Annotated in this window: 17 protein-coding genes; 7 read left to right on the forward strand and 10 right to left on the reverse strand. The window is 62.5% G+C overall.

Annotated elements, in window-relative coordinates:
* Positions 1–75: 75 nt before the first annotated feature.
* The 5 genes from CQ002_RS20425 to CQ002_RS20445 all read right to left on the reverse strand — a co-directional run bounded on the left by CQ002_RS20425 (position 76) and on the right by CQ002_RS20445 (position 6013).
* Complete coding sequence (locus CQ002_RS20425) at positions 76–534, reverse strand: N-acetyltransferase (protein ID WP_017528964.1); 459 nt, start codon at positions 532–534, stop codon at positions 76–78.
* Positions 535–625: 91 nt separating this feature from the next.
* Positions 626–1459: an ethanolamine ammonia-lyase subunit EutC gene (gene eutC, locus CQ002_RS20430; protein ID WP_105162932.1), complete on the reverse strand. Its 834-nt coding sequence runs from the start codon at positions 1457–1459 to the stop codon at positions 626–628.
* Positions 1456–2850 (reverse strand): ethanolamine ammonia-lyase subunit EutB, encoded by a 1395-nt coding sequence (locus CQ002_RS20435; RefSeq protein ID WP_034109462.1) that lies wholly within the window; start codon positions 2848–2850, stop codon positions 1456–1458. The genes eutC and CQ002_RS20435 overlap by 4 nt, the downstream gene beginning before the upstream one ends.
* Positions 2851–2902: 52 nt before the next feature.
* Entirely contained in the window at positions 2903–4336 is a 1434-nt protein-coding gene (gene eat / locus CQ002_RS20440; protein ID WP_069078367.1) for an ethanolamine permease, read from the reverse strand.
* A gap of 156 nt (positions 4337–4492) precedes the next feature.
* On the reverse strand, positions 4493–6013 hold the full coding sequence (locus tag CQ002_RS20445; RefSeq protein WP_034109459.1) for an aldehyde dehydrogenase family protein: 1521 nt from the start codon (positions 6011–6013) through the stop codon (positions 4493–4495).
* 273 nt (positions 6014–6286) lie between these two features.
* Here CQ002_RS20445 and CQ002_RS20450 point away from each other — a divergent pair, with 273 nt between their 5' ends.
* The 4 genes from CQ002_RS20450 to CQ002_RS20465 are packed head-to-tail and all read left to right on the forward strand — an operon-like array spanning position 6287 to position 10516.
* Complete coding sequence (locus CQ002_RS20450; RefSeq protein WP_098467431.1) at positions 6287–8206, forward strand: sigma-54-dependent Fis family transcriptional regulator; 1920 nt, start codon at positions 6287–6289, stop codon at positions 8204–8206.
* Positions 8207–8263: 57 nt separating this feature from the next.
* A complete protein-coding gene (gene mpl / locus CQ002_RS20455; protein WP_105162931.1) occupies positions 8264–9613 on the forward strand; it encodes a UDP-N-acetylmuramate:L-alanyl-gamma-D-glutamyl-meso-diaminopimelate ligase in 1350 nt (449 codons plus the stop codon).
* The gene (gene ubiX, locus CQ002_RS20460) at positions 9610–10239 is read left to right on the forward strand and encodes a flavin prenyltransferase UbiX (protein WP_105162930.1); all 630 of its coding nucleotides are present in this window, start codon (positions 9610–9612) and stop codon (positions 10237–10239) included. The genes mpl and ubiX overlap by 4 nt, the downstream gene beginning before the upstream one ends.
* Positions 10232–10516 carry a YceK/YidQ family lipoprotein gene (locus CQ002_RS20465; RefSeq protein ID WP_105162929.1) on the forward strand — a complete coding sequence of 95 codons (285 nt, stop codon included), beginning with the start codon at positions 10232–10234 and terminating at the stop codon, positions 10514–10516. The genes ubiX and CQ002_RS20465 overlap by 8 nt, the downstream gene beginning before the upstream one ends.
* A 426-nt stretch (positions 10517–10942) precedes the next feature.
* On the opposite strand, the gene CQ002_RS20470 is transcribed toward CQ002_RS20465, so the two are convergent.
* From CQ002_RS20470 to CQ002_RS20485, 3 genes are all read right to left on the reverse strand, one after another.
* The gene (locus CQ002_RS20470; RefSeq protein WP_034109449.1) at positions 10943–11584 is read right to left on the reverse strand and encodes an oxidoreductase; all 642 of its coding nucleotides are present in this window, start codon (positions 11582–11584) and stop codon (positions 10943–10945) included.
* Positions 11585–11613: 29 nt separating this feature from the next.
* Positions 11614–13332, reverse strand: a complete 1719-nt coding sequence (locus CQ002_RS20475) for a C13 family peptidase (RefSeq protein WP_105162928.1) — start codon at positions 13330–13332, stop codon at positions 11614–11616.
* 213 nt (positions 13333–13545) lie between these two features.
* Positions 13546–14001 carry a MaoC family dehydratase gene (locus tag CQ002_RS20485; protein ID WP_010206803.1) on the reverse strand — a complete coding sequence of 152 codons (456 nt, stop codon included), beginning with the start codon at positions 13999–14001 and terminating at the stop codon, positions 13546–13548.
* A 164-nt stretch (positions 14002–14165) separates the two neighbouring features.
* On the opposite strand from CQ002_RS20485, the gene CQ002_RS20490 reads away from it, so the two are divergent.
* The 3 genes from CQ002_RS20490 to CQ002_RS20500 are packed head-to-tail and all read left to right on the forward strand — an operon-like array spanning position 14166 to position 15844.
* Positions 14166–14519, forward strand: a complete 354-nt coding sequence (locus tag CQ002_RS20490) for a CidA/LrgA family protein (RefSeq protein ID WP_015886074.1) — start codon at positions 14166–14168, stop codon at positions 14517–14519.
* Positions 14516–15232: an LrgB family protein gene (locus CQ002_RS20495; RefSeq protein WP_069078372.1), complete on the forward strand. Its 717-nt coding sequence runs from the start codon at positions 14516–14518 to the stop codon at positions 15230–15232. The genes CQ002_RS20490 and CQ002_RS20495 overlap by 4 nt, the downstream gene beginning before the upstream one ends.
* Before the next feature lie 21 nt (positions 15233–15253).
* A complete protein-coding gene (locus tag CQ002_RS20500; protein ID WP_105162926.1) occupies positions 15254–15844 on the forward strand; it encodes an LON peptidase substrate-binding domain-containing protein in 591 nt (196 codons plus the stop codon).
* Here the strand turns inward: CQ002_RS20500 and CQ002_RS20505 are convergent.
* Together CQ002_RS20505 and CQ002_RS20510 are read right to left on the reverse strand one after the other, a co-directional pair.
* Positions 15841–17157 (reverse strand): bifunctional DedA family/phosphatase PAP2 family protein, encoded by a 1317-nt coding sequence (locus CQ002_RS20505; protein WP_105162925.1) that lies wholly within the window; start codon positions 17155–17157, stop codon positions 15841–15843. The two genes, CQ002_RS20500 and CQ002_RS20505, sit on opposite strands and share 4 nt — an antisense overlap.
* 168 nt (positions 17158–17325) lie before the next feature.
* Positions 17326–18009, reverse strand: coding sequence for a DNA-3-methyladenine glycosylase (locus CQ002_RS20510; RefSeq protein WP_034109580.1), 684 nt, complete (start codon positions 18007–18009; stop codon positions 17326–17328).
* Between the last annotated feature and the right edge of the window lie 79 nt (positions 18010–18088).

Raw genomic sequence — 18088 nt, forward strand, 5'->3', positions numbered from 1 at the left:
AAGACCGAGGTGATGCTATCGCAGGCAAGCCAGCTCCCACATAAGCCGATTCTCCGATTGGATAGGGGCGTGGGGTCAGTCTTCGCTGATCGGCAAGGTGTAGTTCTTGAACTCGGTGTCCTCGCGAAACCCGATCGACTCATAGGTTTTCTGCGCGACTTCGTTGTCACTGCTGGTCGACACCCGCAGCCGCACGGCGTGGGTTTCCTTGGCCATCTTCTTCGCCGTGCGCATCAGGTTGTCCGCCACCAGCTGCCGGCGGGCATCTTCAGCCACGTAGATGTCATTGAGGATCCACACCCGCTTGAGCGATAACGACGAAAAACTCGGGTACAGCTGGCAAAAACCGAGCAATTTCTTGTCGTCATCGTCGGCCAGGGCCAGGTAAATCACCGACTCCTTGCGGCGCAGGCGTTTTTCCAGGAAGGCCCGCGATGAATCCGGGAACGGCAAGGCGCCATAGAACTCACGGTATTTGACGAAGAGTGGGGTCAACAGGTCCAGGTGTTCCAGGGTCGCTTGAGTAATCCGCATGCCAGGCCTCAACTTCCAATGGGGGATGACCACACACGCGGCCGTGACTCGATGCTGCCTAATGGCGCGAAAAAGCGCAATCGGGCAGCGATCAGTCATCCGGTGAGCTGAGCAGGAAATTGCCTTTCATCAGGTCCGGATCATCGGATTCGAGGGTCTGGACCTGCGCCTCGTCCTTGAGGTTGACCCCCGACAGCTGGCGGCGACACGCCTCTCGCATCAAGTAAAGCAGGCGGTGGGCCGCCATGCCGTAGCTCAGGCCTTCCAGGCGCACGTTGGAGATGCAATTGCGATAGGCGTCGGTGAGGCCGACCTTGGGGTTGTAGGTGAAATACAGGCCCAGGCTGTCCGGTGAGCTGAGGCCGGGCCGTTCGCCGATCAGGATCACCACCATTTTGGCGCCGAGCAGTTGCCCGATTTCATCCGCCACCGCCACGCGGCCTTGTTCCACCAGAATCACCGGCGACAGGGACCACCCTTCGGCGTGAGTTTGTTCTTCCATGCGCGCCAGGAACGGCAAGGTGTGTTTATGCACGGCCAGCGCCGACAAGCCATCGGCCACCACCACCGCCAAGTCCATGCCACCGGGATTGGCCGAGGCGTATTCACGCAACGCCTGGGCCGACTCATCGCTGAGTCGCCGCCCCAGGTCCGGACGTTGCAGGTAGCTGTGCCGGTCGGTGGCGGCGCTGTGCAGCAACAGGCTGTCGCGGCCGCGTTCGGCCAACTGGCGACTGAGGCCCGCGTGGTCGAAGGGCAAATGCACCGCGTCACGCGCCTGGGCGTGGGCGAACTGGAAATCCAGCTGTGCGCTGGTGGGGATGCTGGTGCCGGTGCGGCCCAGGGCAATGCGCGCCGGGGTCAGGCGGCGCAGTTCCAGCCACGGGTTGTCAGGCAGGTCGAGTTGCACGGGCGGCTCCTTCATCCCAATTGCGCCAAGGCTTGGCGAAACGCCGGTGGCAGGCTGTTGCCGAAGTGCACCTTGCCGTCGGCTTGCGTGAAGATGCCCATCTTGGCCAGCCACTGTTCAAATTCCGGCGCCGGTTTCAACCCCAATGTCTGGCGGGCGTACAGCGCGTCGTGGAACGAGGTGGTCTGGTAGTTGAGCATGATGTCGTCGGAACCCGGGATGCCCATGATGAAGTTGATCCCGGCCACGCCCAGCAGGGTCAGCAGGGTGTCCATGTCGTCCTGGTCGGCTTCGGCGTGGTTGGTGTAGCAGATGTCGCAACCCATCGGTACGCCGAGCAGCTTGCCGCAGAAGTGGTCTTCGAGGCCGGCGCGGATGATCTGCTTGCCGTTGTACAGGTACTCGGGGCCGATAAATCCGACCACCGTGTTCACCAGGAACGGCTTGAAGTGCCGGGCCACTGCATAGGCGCGGGTTTCGCAGGTTTGCTGGTCAACGCCGAAATGCGCGTTGGCCGACAAGGCGCTGCCTTGGCCGGTCTCGAAATACATCAGGTTCTGGCCCAGCGTGCCGCGATTGAGGCTCAGGCCCGCTTCGTAGCCTTCTTGCAGCACGCTCAGGCTGATGCCGAAACTGGCGTTGGCGGCCTCGGTACCGGCAATCGACTGGAACACCAGGTCCAGCGGCACACCACGGTTGATAGCCTCGATGGAGGTGGTGACGTGGGTGAGTACGCAGGCCTGGGTCGGGATCTCATAGCGCTGGATGATCGCGTCGAGCATCTCCAGCATGGCGCAGATCGAGGCGATGCTGTCGGTGGCCGGGTTGATGCCGATCATGGCGTCGCCATTGCCGTACAGCAGGCCATCGAGAATGCTCGCGGCAATGCCGGCCGGTTCGTCTGTCGGGTGGTTGGGCTGCAGCCGCGTGGACAAACGCCCGCGCAGGCCCATGGTGCCGCGAAACTGCGTGACCACGCGGATCTTCTGCGCCACCAGCACCAGGTCTTGTACACGCATGATCTTGGACACGGCGGCGGCCATTTCCGGTGTCAGCCCTGGCGCGAGGGCGCGTAGGGAATGTTCGTCGGCCGCGTCGCTGAGCAGCCAGTCGCGCAGGCCTCCGACCGTGAGGTGGCTGACTGCGGCGAACGCCTGCTTGTCGTGGGTGTCGATGATCAGCCGGGTGACTTCATCGCTTTCATACGGGATCAGCACTTCTTGCAGGAAGTGTTTCAACGGGACATTGGCCAACGCCATCTGCGCGGCCACCCGCTCACCGTCGTTCTGTGCGGCGACGCCGGCGAGAAAGTCACCGGAGCGCGCGGGGCTGGCCTTGGCCATCACGTCCTTGAGGCTGTCGAAGCGATAGGTTTGAGCACCCACCGCGTGGGAAAAACTTGCCATACAGTGTCTCCTTGACGACGCGGGCTGTTGCCCGCGTCGAGGTTTACGGCAGTTAGTGCAAGGCGGCCTCTGCGGCCTGGATCGCCGCGAATTCCTCTTCGGGCGTGCCCGCTACCAAGTGATGCCGGCTGTAGAAAGCAAAGTAAGCAATTAATACTCCATAGATGATCGCGGCGCCAATCACCACCCGTGGATCCACCAGAAAGCCCGCCACCACGGCCACGCAGGCCAGCACCAGCGCAACGCCTGAGGTGAAGATGCCACCCGGCGTGCGGTACGGACGGTCCATTTTGGGGCGACGGATGCGCAGGGTGATGTGCGCGGCCATCATCAGCACGTAGGAAATGGTCGCGCCAAACACCGCCACCAGGATCAGCAGGTCACCCTGGCCGGTCAGCGACAGGCCAAAACCGATGACGCCGGGGATGACCAGTGCCAATACAGGCGCCTTGCTTTTGTTGGTCTCGGACAGTTTGCGCGGCAGGTAACCGGCGCGGGACAGGGCGAAGATCTGCCGCGAATAGGCATAGATGATCGAGAAAAAGCTCGCGATCAGCCCGGCCAGGCCGACCAGATTGACGAAGCTGCCCATCCAGGTCGAGCCGCCGTAAGACAGGGCCAGCGCTTCCACCAGCGGGTTGCCGGATTTGATCAGCGCGTAAGTGCCGGCGCCGCCCGGCGCGATCACCAGGATCAGCAGGGCAAAACTGGTCAGCACCACAATGGCGCCGATCAGGCCGCGCGGCAGGTCGCGTTTGGGGTTCTTGGTTTCTTCGGCGGCCAGGGGCACGCCCTCTACGGCGAGGAAGAACCAGATGGCATACGGAATCGCCGCCCACACACCCACGTAGCCGAACGGCAGGAAGGTACTGGCGCCCTTGGCCTCGGTCACTGGAATGTCCAGCAGGTTGGCGACATTGAAGTGCGGCACCATGGAGACCAGGAACACGGCGAGGGCAATCGCGGCCACGGCGGTGATCACGAACATCAACTTCAAGGCCTCACCCACGCCAAAGATGTGGATGCCGATAAAGATGATGTAGAACGCCAGGTAAATCATCCAGCCGCCAATACCGAACAGCGACTCGCAATAGGCGCCGATAAACACCGCGATGGCGGCGGGGGCGATGGCGTATTCGATCAGGATGGCGGTGCCGGTGAGGAACCCGCCCCAGGGGCCGAAGGCGCTGCGGGCAAAACCGTAGCCACCGCCAGCGGTGGGGATCATGGACGACAGTTCGGCCAGGGAAAAACACATGCACAGGTACATGGTGGCCATCAGCAAAGTGGCAAGGAACATCCCGCCCCAGCCACCTTGGGCCAGGCCGAAGTTCCAGCCGGCGTAGTCGCCGGAAATCACGTAGGCAACGCCGAGGCCGACCAGCAGCACCCAGCCGGCAGCGCCTTTTTTCAGTTCGCGTTGTTGGAAGTACTGGGAGTCGACTTTTTCAAAGTCGACCGATGAACTTGTAGGTTCGCTAGGCATGGGGAAGTACCTTCCGTTCTTATTGTTTTAACTCGGCCTCTTTGTGCCGGATGAGGTAGCAGTGACTTGCGAAGTTCAAATGTGGGAGCAGGCAAGCCGGCTCCCACATTTGATTGCATTTCAAGTTGAGAGCGGGTCGCCTGCTGTAAGGCTAAGTTAGAAGAACCCGAGTGGATTAATGTCGTAGCTCACCAGCAAGTTCTTGGTCTGCTGGTAGTGATCCAACATCATCTTGTGCGTCTCACGCCCCACGCCGGACTTCTTGTAGCCGCCGAACGCGGCATGCGCCGGGTACAGGTGGTAGCAGTTGGTCCACACGCGGCCCGCCTTGATTGCCCGGCCCATGCGGTAGGCGCGGTTGATGTCGCGGGTCCACACCCCGGCGCCCAGGCCGAACTCGGTGTCGTTGGCAATCGCCAGGGCTTCGGCTTCGTCCTTGAAGGTGGTGATGCTCACCACTGGGCCGAAGATTTCTTCCTGGAACACGCGCATTTCATTGGTGCCCTTGAGCAGGGTCGGCTGGATGTAATAGCCGCCGGCCATATCGCCAGTGAGCTTCTCGACCTTGCCGCCGGTCAGCAGTTGCGCGCCTTCGCCCTTGGCGATTTCCAGGTAGGACAGGATCTTGTCGAACTGCTGCTCGGACGCCTGGGCGCCGACCATGGTGTCGGTGTCGAGCGGGTCGCCACGTTTGATCGACTCGATCTTCTTCATCACCACTTTCATGAAGTCGTCGTAGATCGACTCTTCCACCAGTGCGCGAGAAGGGCAGGTGCACACTTCACCCTGGTTGAAGAACGCCAGCACCAGGCCTTCGGCAGCCTTTTCGATGAACGAAGGCTCGGCTTTCATGATGTCGGCGAAGAAGATGTTCGGCGACTTGCCGCCCAGCTCCACCGTAGACGGAATAATGTTCTCGGCCGCTGCATGCATGATGTGCGAGCCCACGGGCGTCGAGCCGGTGAAGGCAATCTTGGCGATGCGTTTGCTGGTGGCCAGGGCTTCGCCGGCTTCTTTGCCGAAACCGTGCACCACGTTCAGCACGCCCGGTGGCAGCAGGTCGCCGATCACTTCCAGCAACACGTTGATGCCCAGCGGGGTTTGCTCGGCAGGCTTGAGCACCACGCAGTTACCGGCGGCCAGGGCTGGGGCAAGCTTCCATGCCGCCATCAGCAGCGGGAAGTTCCACGGGATGATCTGGCCGACCACGCCCAGTGGCTCATGGAAGTGATACGACGCGGTGTGTTCGTTGATTTCGGCGCTGGTGCCTTCCTGGGCGCGAATGCAGCCGGCGAAGTAGCGGAAGTGGTCGGCTGCCAGCGGGATGTCGGCGTTGAGGGTCTCACGCACGGCCTTGCCGTTATCCCAGGTTTCGGTGATGGCCAGCAGTTCGAGGTTCTGTTCGATGCGGTCGGCGATTTTCAGCAGGACCAGCGAACGGTCCTGGGCCGAGGTCTTGCCCCAGGCGTCAGCGGCGGCATGGGCGGCGTCCAGTGCTTTGTCGATGTCTTTGGCGGTGGAGCGTGGGAATTCGGCGATGGGCTTGCCGTTGACCGGCGAGGTGTTGGTGAAATAGTTGCCATCGACCGGCGCAACGAACTCGCCGCCGATGTAGTTGCCGTACTTGGCCTTGAACGAAACGATAGCGCCTTCAGTACCGGGGTGTGCGTAACGCATGGTGGGTATCTCCTGGCTTTTATGTTTATTGGGAGCGCAGCGCAGCAAGCGCTTGATAAAGCGTAGAGCAAAGGTTGGGCCACCGCTTTGTGGGCCAGGAAAATCAAGGGGTTGGGCTTTGTCGCAAGGCGTTGCTGTAGCAGCGCTGGTACAGGTGGTGTGACAGTTTGTGCCAGGAACAGTACAGCCTGTGACCGGTGGGTCGCACCGGGATTGCATTGCCTGGATGGCTGGGGGATGCTGGGCGTTCTCACGCAGGGAGAATAATAAGAAATGCACAACGATCATTTCAGTCGCCATGCCCAGCAGGTGCTCACGGTCACACGCGGCCAAGAGCTGGCCCACGGGCCCGCCAGCGATCCGTCCATCGCCCGCTCCTGGCTGCGTTGCCTGGAGGACTACCACCTCGACCCTGCGCAAACCATCGCCCCCACGGTGCTTGAGCACGACCGCCTGCTGGAAAGCCGCGAGCGCCTGCAACAAGTGCTGCGCATTGCCGGCAGCGAGATGAACAGCCTGCATCAGCAACTCTCCGGCGCCGGCCACGCCGTGCTGCTCACCGATGCGCGGGGCGTGATCCTCAACTGTGTCACGGCGCCGTCCGAGCGCAAGATCTTCGAGCGCGCCGGACTGTGGCTGGGCGCGGATTGGAGCGAAGCCTGCGAAGGCACCAATGGCATTGGCACCTGCCTGGTGGAGCGCCAATCCCTGACCATTCATCGTGATGAACACTTTCGCGGCCGGCATACCGGGCTGACCTGTTCGGCGAGCCCGGTGTTCGACCCCCACGGCGACCTGCTGGCCGTGCTTGACGTGTCCTCGGCGCGGGAAGCGGTGTCGCGCCAGAGCCAGTTCCACACCATGGCGTTGGTGAACCTGTCGGCGAAGATGATCGAGAGCTGCTACTTCCTGCGCCACTTTGAACACCACTGGTTGCTGCGTTTTCACCTGCAGGCGGAATCGGTGGGGCTGTTCAGCGAAGGGTTGCTGGCATTCGACGGCGAAGGGCGCATCTGTGCGGTGAACCAGAGCGCACTGAACCTGTTGGGTCAATTACGTGGCGGCTTGTTGGGCCAGCCGGTGGAGGCTTTTTTCGAATGCTCCCTGGATCAGTTGCTTGGACGCGCCAGCGCCAACGCCACCGCCAGCTGGCCGTTGCGTACCCGTGATGGTCGGCATTTGTTCGCGGCGCTGCGCGGCCAGGCGCGCAGCGTTCCCGCCGCGATCGCCAAGCCTGCCGTGGCGCAGCGCCCGCGCCTGCCCGGCATTTGCCTGGGTGACCCGGCGCTGCAACAGGACTTCAGCAAGGCGCTGCGGGTATTCGAGCGCGATGTGCCGTTGTTGATCAATGGCGAAACGGGCTCCGGCAAAGAGGCCTTCGCCAAGGCGGTGCACCTGGCCAGCCTGCGGGCCGACAAGGCATTCGTTGCGCTCAACTGCGCCGCCATCCCGGAAAGCCTGATCGAGAGCGAGCTGTTCGGCTATCGCGGCGGCAGCTTTACCGGTGCGCGCAAAGAGGGCATGCAAGGCAAGTTGCAGCAAGCCGATGGCGGCACCCTGTTCCTCGATGAAATCGGTGATATGCCCCTGGCGCTGCAAACGCGTCTATTAAGGGTGCTGGAGGATCGGCTGGTGGTGCCGCTCGGCGGTGAACCCCAGGCGGTGAATGTACGTATTGTCAGCGCAACCCACCGGAATTTGCTTGAGCGCGTGCAGGACGGTAGCTTTCGCGAGGACTTGTACTACCGGCTCAATGGCTTGGAAGTCGGCTTGCCACCGTTGCGCGAGCGCAGTGATAAATCCCAGTTGCTGGATTTCCTGCTGGCCCAGGAGGCCAATGGCGAGACGGTAGCGCTCGACCCGGCGGCGCGCATGGCGCTGTTGGCATTTGCCTGGCCGGGTAACGTCCGCCAACTGCGCACGGTGCTGCGGACCTTGGTGGCGCTGTGTGACGAAGGGCGTGTCAGCCTTGATGACCTGCCTGCGCAGATTCGCCAGGCCCGCCCCGTGGTCGTCGCGCCGGCCACGCCGCAGGAGTCGCCGCTGGAAGACGCCGAGCGCCTGGCATTGCTCACGGCGCTGCAGCAACAGCGCTGGCACATGACGCACACGGCCGAGCAACTGGGCGTCAGCCGCAACACCCTGTATAGAAAGCTGCGCAGGCACGGTATCGCACGTCACGCCCTCAGCTAAAAGGTGCGATTTTCGCCCCCCTGCGCTAACCTGCCTCGATGTTTTACGAGGTCGACTATGCACATTCATATTCTCGGTATTTGCGGCACGTTCATGGGCTCGATGGCGGTTCTGGCCAAAGAGCTCGGGCACCACGTCACGGGCTCCGACGCCAACGTCTATCCGCCCATGAGCACGCAACTCGAGGCCCAGGGTATCGAGCTGACCCAAGGCTACGACCCCGCGCAATTCGACCCGGTCCCGGACCTGGTGGTGATCGGCAACGCCATGTCCCGTGGCAACCCGGCGGTCGAATACGTACTCAATAAAGGTTTGCCTTATGTGTCTGGCCCGCAGTGGCTGGCCGACCATGTGCTGCAAGGCCGCTGGGTGCTGGCGGTTGCCGGCACCCACGGCAAGACCACCACCAGCAGCATGCTGGCCTGGGTGCTGGAGCATGCAGGCATGAGCCCGGGCTTTTTGATTGGCGGTGTGCCACAGAACTTCTCGGTATCGGCGCGCCTGGGCGACACGCCGTTCTTCGTGATCGAGGCCGATGAATACGACAGCGCCTTCTTCGACAAACGCTCCAAGTTCGTTCACTACCGCCCGCGCACGGCGATCCTGAACAACCTTGAGTTTGATCACGCCGACATCTTTCCCGACTTGGCGGCCATCGAGCGCCAGTTCCACCACTTGGTGCGCACGATCCCGAGCGAAGGCCTGGTGATCCACCCGACCACCGAGCCGGCCTTGCAGCGTGTGATCGAAATGGGCTGCTGGACCCCGGTGCAAACCACCGGCGCGGGCGGGCAGTGGCAGGTCAAGCTGCTCAGCGAAGACGGCTCCCGGTTCGAAGTGCTGTTCGAAGGCGAAGCCCAAGGCATTGTCGAGTGGGACATGACCGGCCAGCACAACGTTGCCAATGCCCTGGTCACCCTGGCGGCTGCGCGGCATGTGGGCGTGGTGCCGTCGATGGGCATTGCCGCGCTGAGCGCGTTCAAGAGCGTGAAACGGCGCATGGAAAAAGTCGCCGAGGTGAATGGCATTACGATCTATGACGACTTTGCCCACCACCCGACCGCCATTGCCACCACCCTGGATGGCCTGCGCAAGCGGGTCGGCGCCGCGCCGATCATCGCAATTGTCGAGCCGCGTTCCAACTCCATGAAGCTCGGGGCCCACCGCGATGGCCTGCCAGAAAGCGTCGACGACGCCGACCAGGTGGTGTGGTACGCACCGGCCAATCTTGGCTGGGACCTGCCGGCGATTGCGGCACTGTGCACCGTGCCATCAGCTGTGTGCGACACCCTCGAAGGCATCATCGAGCACGTCAAGCACCAGGCCAAGCCTGGCACCCATGTGGTCGTCATGAGCAACGGCGGTTTCGGTGGCCTGCACGGCAAACTGGCCGAGGCACTGAAATGAGCGGCCCGGAACGCGTCACCCTGGCGATGACCGGCGCATCGGGCGCGCCCTATGGCTTGCGCCTGCTGGACTGCCTGGTGCGAGAAGAACGTGAGGTGCACTTCCTGATCTCCAAGGCCGCGCAGTTGGTGATGTCCACCGAGACTGATGTGGCGCTGCCGCCCAAGGTGCAGATGATGCAGGCCTTCCTCACCGAGTACACCGGTGCGGCGGCGGGGCAGATCAAGGTTTACGGTAAAGAGGACTGGATGTCGCCCGTGGCGTCCGGATCGGGTGCGCCGGCGGCGATGGTTGTAGTGCCGTGCTCCACCGGCACCTTGTCGGCGATTGCCACGGGTGCCTGCAACAACCTGATCGAACGTGCGGCGGACGTGACGCTGAAGGAGCGCCGGCAGTTGATCCTGGTGCCGCGTGAGGCGCCGTATTCGAGCATTCACCTGGAGCACATGCTCAAGTTGTCGAACATGGGCGTAACGATTTTGCCAGCCTCGCCCGGTTTCTATCACCAGCCGCAGACCATCGATGACTTGGTGGACTTCGTGGTGGCGCGCATCCTCAACTTGCTGAACATTCCCCAGGACATGCTGCCACGTTGGGGCGAACACCATTTGAGCAGCGATGAATAAGGCGCTGCTGTTAGTGCTGGCGTTGCACCTCACAGGCTGCGCCACCGCGCGCACGCTGGACGCGGCAAAACCGAACGCCCCGGTGGTGTATGCCGGCACGCGGCTGGATTTGTACGCCTTGAATGGCGGCTGTTGCGCCATGGACCGGTTTGGTGCCGAGGCGCCGAGTTATCCGGGTGTCGACCTGCCGGCGAGTGCGCTGCTCGATACTTTGTTGTTGCCGCTGTCGGTGTTGACGGTGTTGGGCGTTGGCTTCAACGCCACAGGTGGCCTCTAGAGGTGCATTGCCTGGGCTGGCCTCATCGCGGGCAAGCCCGGCTCCCACCTTTAAATCCGGCTGACCCACACACCATGTGGGAGCGGGCTTGCCCGCGAATGCGGTGTATCAGCCAACTCATGCACCGGCTGACACGCCCCATCCCAAGCAAGCCCGGCTCCACCTTTAAATTCGGCTGACCCACACACCATGTGGGAGCGGGCTTGCCCGCGAATGCGGTGTATCAGCCAACTCATGCATCGGCTGACACGCCCCATCCCAAGCAAGCCCGGCTCCACCTTTAAATCCGGCTGACCCACACATCCATGTGGGAGCGGGCTTGCCCGCGAATGCGGTGTATCAGCCAACTCATGCACCGGCTGACACGCCCCCTTCGCGAGCAAGCCCGCTCCCACATTTGGATCTCTGCCAGGTCGTCAAATCGGTCTATTTGCCCAGCTTACGCAACTCATCCGACTCCACCACCCGTACCCCATCCTGCTCCTCCAGCGCCAGGCGCCACATGGCGCGGGCCAGTTCGCACACTTCGATGCCGTGGTATTTGCCCGGGATCAGTCGCGACAACGGCCCGGCCAGTTGTTCTGCCAAGCGCGGCTCCAGCCGTTCCCCCAGCAACAGCGACGGCCTCACGATGGTCAGTTGTGGCCAGTCCTGGGCTTTTAACGCTTCCTCCATTTCCCCTTTGACGCGGTTGTAGAAGATCGAAGATTTCGGGTCTGCGCCGATGGCGCTGATCACGATCAGGTGCCGCGCGCCCATTTCTCGCGCGCGCTTGGCGAACGCCACGACCATGTCCAGGTCAACGGCGCGGAAGGCGGCTTCGGAGCCGGCCTGCTTGATGGTAGTACCCAGGCAGCAGAAGGCGAGATCCACCGGGCCGCTGAGTTGCGGCAGGAACACCGCCGGGTCGCCCACCGGGTTTTCCAGGTGCGGGTGTTCGGCCAAGGGCTTGCGGCTCGGTGCGAGCACGCGGGTCACGGTGGGTTCGTTGAGCAGGCGATCGAGCAGGTGTTCGCCGGTAAGGCCGGAGGCTCCGGCGAGCAAGATATGCTGAGGCGTCAGGTACATGGTGTTTCCCCCTTGTTACACAGTTCAGCTTAGTTGCCTTTGGCTTCCTTGCTATTCATTGAGACGCTTTCGAGCGCCTTTCGTGCCTGCTGCTTGCGTAATAATTGCCAGTGGGCGATGACGCCCTTGGGGGCCCAGATCTGCGGTTCGGAGGCTTCGAAGTTGTCCGCCTGTTCGCGTTCGGCCACATGCAGTTGTGCCAGCTTGAAGGCTTGCTGCAAGTCGTCGGTCTGGTTGAAGGCTTGGGCGAAGAGGGCGTCGCCGAAGTAGGTGAAGTCGGCTTCCTCGGAGCAACCGAAGGACACACGGTCAGCCCGCGAGGCGGTCATGATCAGGGTGCGGTCATCTTTCAGGGCCGGGATGAAACCGCCGGAGTAGCAGGCGGAAATCACCACGATCTTGTCGCGGTTCTTCAGCGGCGCCAACACTGCGGCCAACTCATCGGCCGGCAGGTCGGCCAGCTCCATGCGCGGCTGGTCCAGCACCAGTTCGTGTTCGTGGGTGCCGTGGCTGGTCATGTAGATAAACACCAGGTCTTCCGGCCCCGTACGTTCGGCCAGGGTTTGCACGGCGCGCCGCAGGCTTTCGCGGGTGGCGAGCGGGCGGTCGGCGATGTGGTCGCGGTGGTTGACCAGGCGAATCTGCCCGCGCGCGCCGAAGCGGGTGCCGAGCATGTTGCTGACGTAGTCGGCCTCGCGCAGGAACACGCTTTGTTTGCCGTCGCCGGCTACGGCCAGTGTATACAGCTCGACGGCGGCGGTGGAGGCAGGCACCGCGGCGAGGGCGGCGTCGAGCAGGCGACCCTGGGCCAGCACGCCGATCTCCAGTGGGTCGGGCAGCAGCTTGCCGTCGGCGTCACGCACGCGCATGCCGTTCACCCAGGTGCCAGCTTCTACGGTGCCGTCGTTGAGCACCAGGGTGCCTTTGCCTTGATAGCTGTCGCTGTCGAAGCCGCCGATATAGAAACTGCCGTCGGTGAGGTTCAGGCGGCCTTCGCCAGTGAAGCGCCAATCGCTGAACTGGCCGACATAATGGCTGCCGTCGACGCCGATCAACTCGCCCTTGCCGCTCAGCGCACCTTCCTTGAACTGGCCGATCCACACATCGCCGTCGGCGTTCTCGTAGCGGCCCTTGCCGTTGAGCTGGTTCTGCTTGAACTGGCCGACATAAATATCGCCGTCGGCGCTGTTGAAGGTGCCGTTGCCTTCCAGTTGACCATCGACGAAATGGCCGCTGAACTGGTTACCGCTGTCGTCGTTGCGCTGGCCTTCGCCGTTCGGCTTGCCGTGGGCGAACTGGCCCTGGTACTGGCTGCCGTCCGCCAGCTCCAGGCGGCCGAGGCCGGAATACTGGTCGTCCTTGAATTCGCCGCGATAGGTCATCTGCCCCTCTTTGAGGGTGCCTTCGCCGTTGCGTCGACCGTTCTTGAAGCCGCCCACATAATGGCTGCCCGCCGTGGTCAGGCTGCCCTGGCCATCGAACAGGCCTTGCTGGAACTGGCCTTTATAGACTTCACCGTTGCTGCCATGCCATTCGCCCTGGCCGTGCCACTGGCCTTTGTCGAACTGGCCGGCGTACCAACTGCCGTTGGGGTAGTCCACGCGACCCTGGCCTTGCAGCAAGCCATTGACCACATCGCCCCGATAACGGCCGCCGTCGGGCAGGCGCGCATCGGGCGGCAACAGCGATTCGCCGTCTCCGCAAGCGGTGAGCAACAGGGCAAGGGCGAGGGGAGCGAGTGGGCGCATAGCGGGATCCGGATAATTGAGCGCCGAGTATGCCGCAGCTGCGAGTTCCATACATAAATTTACATACGCTGTGGTAAGGATTGTGCCTCTCCACAGACCCGTAGGAGCCGGCTTGCCGGCGATGGTCGTTAACGATGGCGCAGGCATTCAGGGGGAATGCGGCGACTGTCCGTTCTTCGCTGGCAAGCCAGCTCCTACAGAGGACCGGGGCGGTTACACAAAGTAGAGCGACAGCGACTCCGCAATGTAAGCCGGTTTTTCCTGCCCTTCGATTTCCAGGGTGGCGGTAGCCTTGAGCAGCCATTGGCCGGGTTTTTTCTCGGTGACGTCATTGAGTGTCACGTTCAGGCGCACCTTTGAGTTGACCTTCACCGGCTGGATGAATCGCACGCTGTCCAGGCCATAGTTGACGGCCATCTTCAGGCCCTCGGGCACGATCAGCAGGTCTTCCATCAGCTTGGGCATCAGCGACAGCGACAGGAAGCCGTGGGCGATGGTGCTGCCAAACGGGGTTTGCGCGGCCTTGACCGGGTCGACGTGGATGAACTGATGATCGCCGGTGGCCTCGGCGAACAGGTTGATGCGCGCCTGGTCGATGGTGAGCCATTCGGAACGTCCCAGTTCCTTGCCGACATAATCTTTGAGCTGCGCTACGGGTACATAGGGCATTGCGTCTCTCCTTGGTTCACCGATTCTGTTTTTTATGGGTTACAGAGAACCAATGTAGATCATCATGGCCAATCAGCCTGGTCAACCCACCATGCTTTTGGCGAATGCCGGTGCATAGGGCTGGCGTGCTTATAATGCGGGCGAGTCCTGAGGGGGAAGAACGGATGCTGTTACGTGGCCTGACCTGGCTGGTGCTGTTTCAACTGATCGGCACCGCGATCAACCATTTGCTGTTGCCGGTGCTGCCGGGGCCGATCATCGGGCTGCTGCTGATGCTTGGCTTTCTGGTATGGAGGGGCGAAGTCGGCGAGCCACTGAGCCTGGCGGCCAGCAGCCTGTTGCGTTACCTGCCGTTATTGCTGGTGCCGCCAGCGGTGGGGGTGATGGTGTACGCCAAGGACATCGCCGCTGATTTCTGGGCCATTGTCGGCGCACTGGTGCTGTCGCTGGTGATCGCCATGGGCTTCGTCGGCGTGCTGATGCAGCAGATGGTCAAGCGCAAGGAGAAGGACCAATGACCTTCGACTGGCAGGGCGCATGGACGGCGGTGATCCATCATCCCTTGTTCGGCATTGGCATCACCCTCGGTGCCTATCAGCTGGTGCTGGCAGGCTTCGAGAAAACCCGCTGGATCTTCCTGCAACCGGTGCTGGTCTCCATGCTGCTGGTGATCGGCGTGCTGATCAGCTGTGGCCTGAGCTACGCCGAGTACCGCAAGAGCACCGAGATCATGGGCATCCTGCTGGGCCCGGCGACGGTGGCCCTGGCCGTGCCGCTGTACCTGAACCTGCGGCGCATTCGCCAATTGTTCTGGCCGATTTTTACTACGCTGGTGATAGGCGGGGTGCTGGCCACCGGACTGTGCGTGCTGCTGGGCTGGTGGTTCGGCGCTGAACATATGATGCTGATGACCATGGCGCCCAAGTCGGTGACCTCGCCGATAGCCATGCTGGTGGCCGAGCAGATCGGCGGCGTGGCCGCGCTGGCGGCGGTGTTTGTGCTGATCACCGGGGTGATCGGTGCGATGATCGGCCCGGCGTACCTGTCGCGCCTGGGCGTGCACAGCCCCGAGGCGCGCGGCATGGCGCTGGGCATGACCGCCCACGCCGTCGGCACTTCGGTGGCCTTGCAGGAAAGCGAAGAATGCGGCGCCTTTGCAGCGCTGGCCATGAGTCTGATGGGCGTGGCCACGGCAGTGTTCCTGCCGCTGGCCGTGTCGGTGATTGTTTAAACCGGGTTTAAGGAAACCTTTATGAGTCTGGCGTTGTTCCCGCTCAATACCGTGCTGTTCCCTGGCTGCACCCTCGACCTGCAGATATTCGAGGCGCGCTACCTGGACATGATCAGTCGCTGCATGAAAAAGGGCGAAGGCTTCGGCGTGGTGTGCATCCTCGACGGCAAGGAAGTGGGCATGGCCCCGGACGGCTACGCGCTGATCGGCTGTGAAGCGCTGATTCGCGACTTCAAGCAGCAGGACAACGGCCTGCTGGGCATTCGCGTGGAAGGCGGTCGCCGGTTCCGGGTGCGTGACGCCGGCGTGCAGAAGGACCAACTGCTGGTAGCCGATGTGCAGTGGCTCGAAGATTTGCCGGACCAGCCACTGGACGAAGAGGCTGCCGACCTGCTGGCGCTGCTCCAGGCGTTGGCCGAGCACCCGATGGTGGCTTCGCTTGACATGGACGCCCACGCCGACGGCCAACAGGCCCTGGGCAATCAACTGGCGTATCTGCTGCCCTTCACAGACGCCGACAAGATCGACCTGCTGCAACTCGACGACCCGCAGCAACGGCTGGATGCGATCCAGATGTTGCTCGACGAGTTGCAGGGCGAGTTGTTCACCTAATAGGCGTAGCGCAGCAGGGCGTGGGGCGTGCCGGTGAGCGCGATGAAGCTCAGCACGGCGACCAGCGCCGGCAGCAACAGCCACCAGGCTTTTTGCGACATCGCCGGCAGCGGGCTTCGATACTGGCTGACGCTCAGGCTGAACGTACACACGGTCATTGCCAGCAGTGTGCCGGCCAGGATGTCCGTGGGCCAATGGGCGCCAAGGTAGACCCGCGACAGCGCGATGAAGGCCGCCGGAATGCAGCCCAGCAACATCCAGGTCAGGCGCAGCCGGATAGGTTGCCCGCGACCGGCGAGTATCGCCAGGGCCAGGAAAAACGCGAACGCGCCGGACGCATGGCCGCTGGGCATGCTGAAGCTGGTCAGCGGGTCGGTCAGGATTTCCGGGCGGCCACGGGCGAAAAACAGCTTGGTCCCCGTGTTGATCACCGCCGCACCGGCGAGGGTCACGCCGACAAACACCGCATGGCGCCATTGTCGCGCCAGTAGCAGCAGGCCGGTGAAGATAGCGCTGGCAACGAACATCTTCTTGAACTCACCCAGTTGGGTGATGCGCACCATCACTTCGTCCAGCCAGGCGCTGCGGTGTTCCTGCACCAGGGCGCTGAGGCCCTGGTCGAAGTCATTGAGGTGGGGGTAGCCGATAAACAGGGCGATCAACCCCGTGAGGCTGGCGCAGCCGATCCATAAGGTGGCGCGGCGATGGCCGCGCAGGCTGCTGTTCAGGCTCAAGCCCACCACCACCGCGATACAGCCGGCAACAATGCCGGCTTCAGGCCAGAAACCTTCGGGCAATGGCAGGCGGAAGGCGGCGCCGGTCGCCCATCCCGGCAGCAGGTAGGCCACCGACCAGCCCGCGGCTGCCACGATGCTGACGGCTGCGAAGCGCGGGAAGGGCATGTCGCACATCCCGGCCACCATCGGCAGCATGGGCCGCAGTGGGCCGATGAAACGCCCGACCAACAGGCTGGCGATCCCGTATTTGTGGAAGTAGGTTTCGGCGCCGTTCATCCACTCAGGGTGGTGGCGCAAGCCGGGCAGGCGCCGGATGTTCTGGTGGAAATGTCGCCCCAGGTAGTAGGACACCCCGTCACCCAATAACCCGCCGAGGAAACCCAGCAGCAGGGTTTCGCTCAGGGACAGCGCGCCGCTGCCGGCGAGTGCGGCAATGGCAAACAACAGTACCGTGCCCGGCACGATCAGCCCGGCGATGGCCAGGCATTCCACGCAAGCGACGATAAACACCGCCACCGCCAGCCATTCGGGGTTCAGGGTCAACCAGCCGGTAATGCTATCGAGCCATTGGCCCATACAAACCTCTCCATGTAGGCAAGACAAAATCTGAGACGGTGAAGATCAACGGTGTATCAGTAAGGGAACCTGTAGCTGACGCACTGCATTCGCGGGCAAGCCCGCTGCCACATTGGATCTGCGTGTTGCGGGTATCGTTTTCCAGCAAGGGCACCCGTCTCGATCACTTCAAATCAAAAAATAGTCGCGGCCTTCGACCTGGCCACGGCGCAGCGGGTTCCGCGTGCAATAAGGCGCATAGCCAGCATCGACGAAGCGGTACATCAGGTGCTCATCGCGACCGCTGGGGATGCCCAGGCGGGTGGTCTGGATGATTTGGGTCGGCGCCTGGCCCACGTCTTCAACGTAGAGCCATTCCTGGTCGAAGCGTTTTGCGTCCCACATCGGCACCTTCAACCCCAAGGCTTTGCACAGCAGGGTCTGGCCGGCGCAGAGCTTTTGCGCGGCGCGGGGGCTGCCGTCGGCATTCGGGTTGTTCAGGAGCATCTGCGCCAGGCTGGTCGGGCCAGAGACTTCATCCACCCACGGGTATGCCGATTTGATCAGCACGGCGTTACCCGGGCCTTGGGCGCTGAAGTTCAGGGAGTCTCCGCCACGGGCGTAGTACATGTAGATATGGCCACCATCCAGAAACAAAGCCTTACGCTTTTCTGTGTAGCCCAATGACGCATGGCTGCCTTTTTCGGCCACGTAATAGGCTTCGGTTTCAATAATTCGCGCCGAAAGCCAGATTTTGCCGACGCGGTGGCGTATGACTTTTCCGAGCAATTCTCGCGCGAGAATTTGCGCGTCGCGGTCGAAGAAGCTGTCGGGCAGGGCGCTTGCGGGGCGTTGCGGCGATGAACTGGGCATGGCGGTCAGAGTAAATACGGCTAAATGTGACGGAATCATAACAACTCCCACCTTAATTACCGCTGAACCCCAGGTTTTT

Origin of the sequence: Pseudomonas sp. MYb13, assembly GCF_002980075.1 — a bacterium.
In the GTDB taxonomy this organism is placed as follows: domain Bacteria; phylum Pseudomonadota; class Gammaproteobacteria; order Pseudomonadales; family Pseudomonadaceae; genus Aquipseudomonas; species Aquipseudomonas lurida.

Bases quoted from the DNA above. Each gene is read 5' to 3' on its own strand.
- CQ002_RS20435 (WP_034109462.1), bottom strand. From the start codon at position 2,850: ATGGCAAGTTTTTCCCACGCGGTGGGTGCTCAAACCTATCGCTTCGAC.
- CQ002_RS20510 (WP_034109580.1), bottom strand. From the start codon at position 18,009: ATGCCCAGTTCATCGCCGCAACGCCCCGCAAGCGCCCTGCCCGACAGC.
- CQ002_RS20470 (WP_034109449.1), bottom strand. From the start codon at position 11,584: ATGTACCTGACGCCTCAGCATATCTTGCTCGCCGGAGCCTCCGGCCTT.
- mpl (WP_105162931.1), top strand. From the start codon at position 8,264: ATGCACATTCATATTCTCGGTATTTGCGGCACGTTCATGGGCTCGATG.
- CQ002_RS20505 (WP_105162925.1), bottom strand. From the start codon at position 17,157: ATGGGCCAATGGCTCGATAGCATTACCGGCTGGTTGACCCTGAACCCC.
- eat (WP_069078367.1), bottom strand. From the start codon at position 4,336: ATGCCTAGCGAACCTACAAGTTCATCGGTCGACTTTGAAAAAGTCGAC.
- CQ002_RS20450 (WP_098467431.1), top strand. From the start codon at position 6,287: ATGCACAACGATCATTTCAGTCGCCATGCCCAGCAGGTGCTCACGGTC.
- CQ002_RS20490 (WP_015886074.1), top strand. From the start codon at position 14,166: ATGCTGTTACGTGGCCTGACCTGGCTGGTGCTGTTTCAACTGATCGGC.
- CQ002_RS20465 (WP_105162929.1), top strand. From the start codon at position 10,232: ATGAATAAGGCGCTGCTGTTAGTGCTGGCGTTGCACCTCACAGGCTGC.
- CQ002_RS20475 (WP_105162928.1), bottom strand. From the start codon at position 13,332: ATGCGCCCACTCGCTCCCCTCGCCCTTGCCCTGTTGCTCACCGCTTGC.
- ubiX (WP_105162930.1), top strand. From the start codon at position 9,610: ATGAGCGGCCCGGAACGCGTCACCCTGGCGATGACCGGCGCATCGGGC.
- eutC (WP_105162932.1), bottom strand. From the start codon at position 1,459: ATGAAGGAGCCGCCCGTGCAACTCGACCTGCCTGACAACCCGTGGCTG.
- CQ002_RS20485 (WP_010206803.1), bottom strand. From the start codon at position 14,001: ATGCCCTATGTACCCGTAGCGCAGCTCAAAGATTATGTCGGCAAGGAA.
- CQ002_RS20445 (WP_034109459.1), bottom strand. From the start codon at position 6,013: ATGCGTTACGCACACCCCGGTACTGAAGGCGCTATCGTTTCGTTCAAG.
- CQ002_RS20500 (WP_105162926.1), top strand. From the start codon at position 15,254: ATGAGTCTGGCGTTGTTCCCGCTCAATACCGTGCTGTTCCCTGGCTGC.
- CQ002_RS20425 (WP_017528964.1), bottom strand. From the start codon at position 534: ATGCGGATTACTCAAGCGACCCTGGAACACCTGGACCTGTTGACCCCA.
- CQ002_RS20495 (WP_069078372.1), top strand. From the start codon at position 14,516: ATGACCTTCGACTGGCAGGGCGCATGGACGGCGGTGATCCATCATCCC.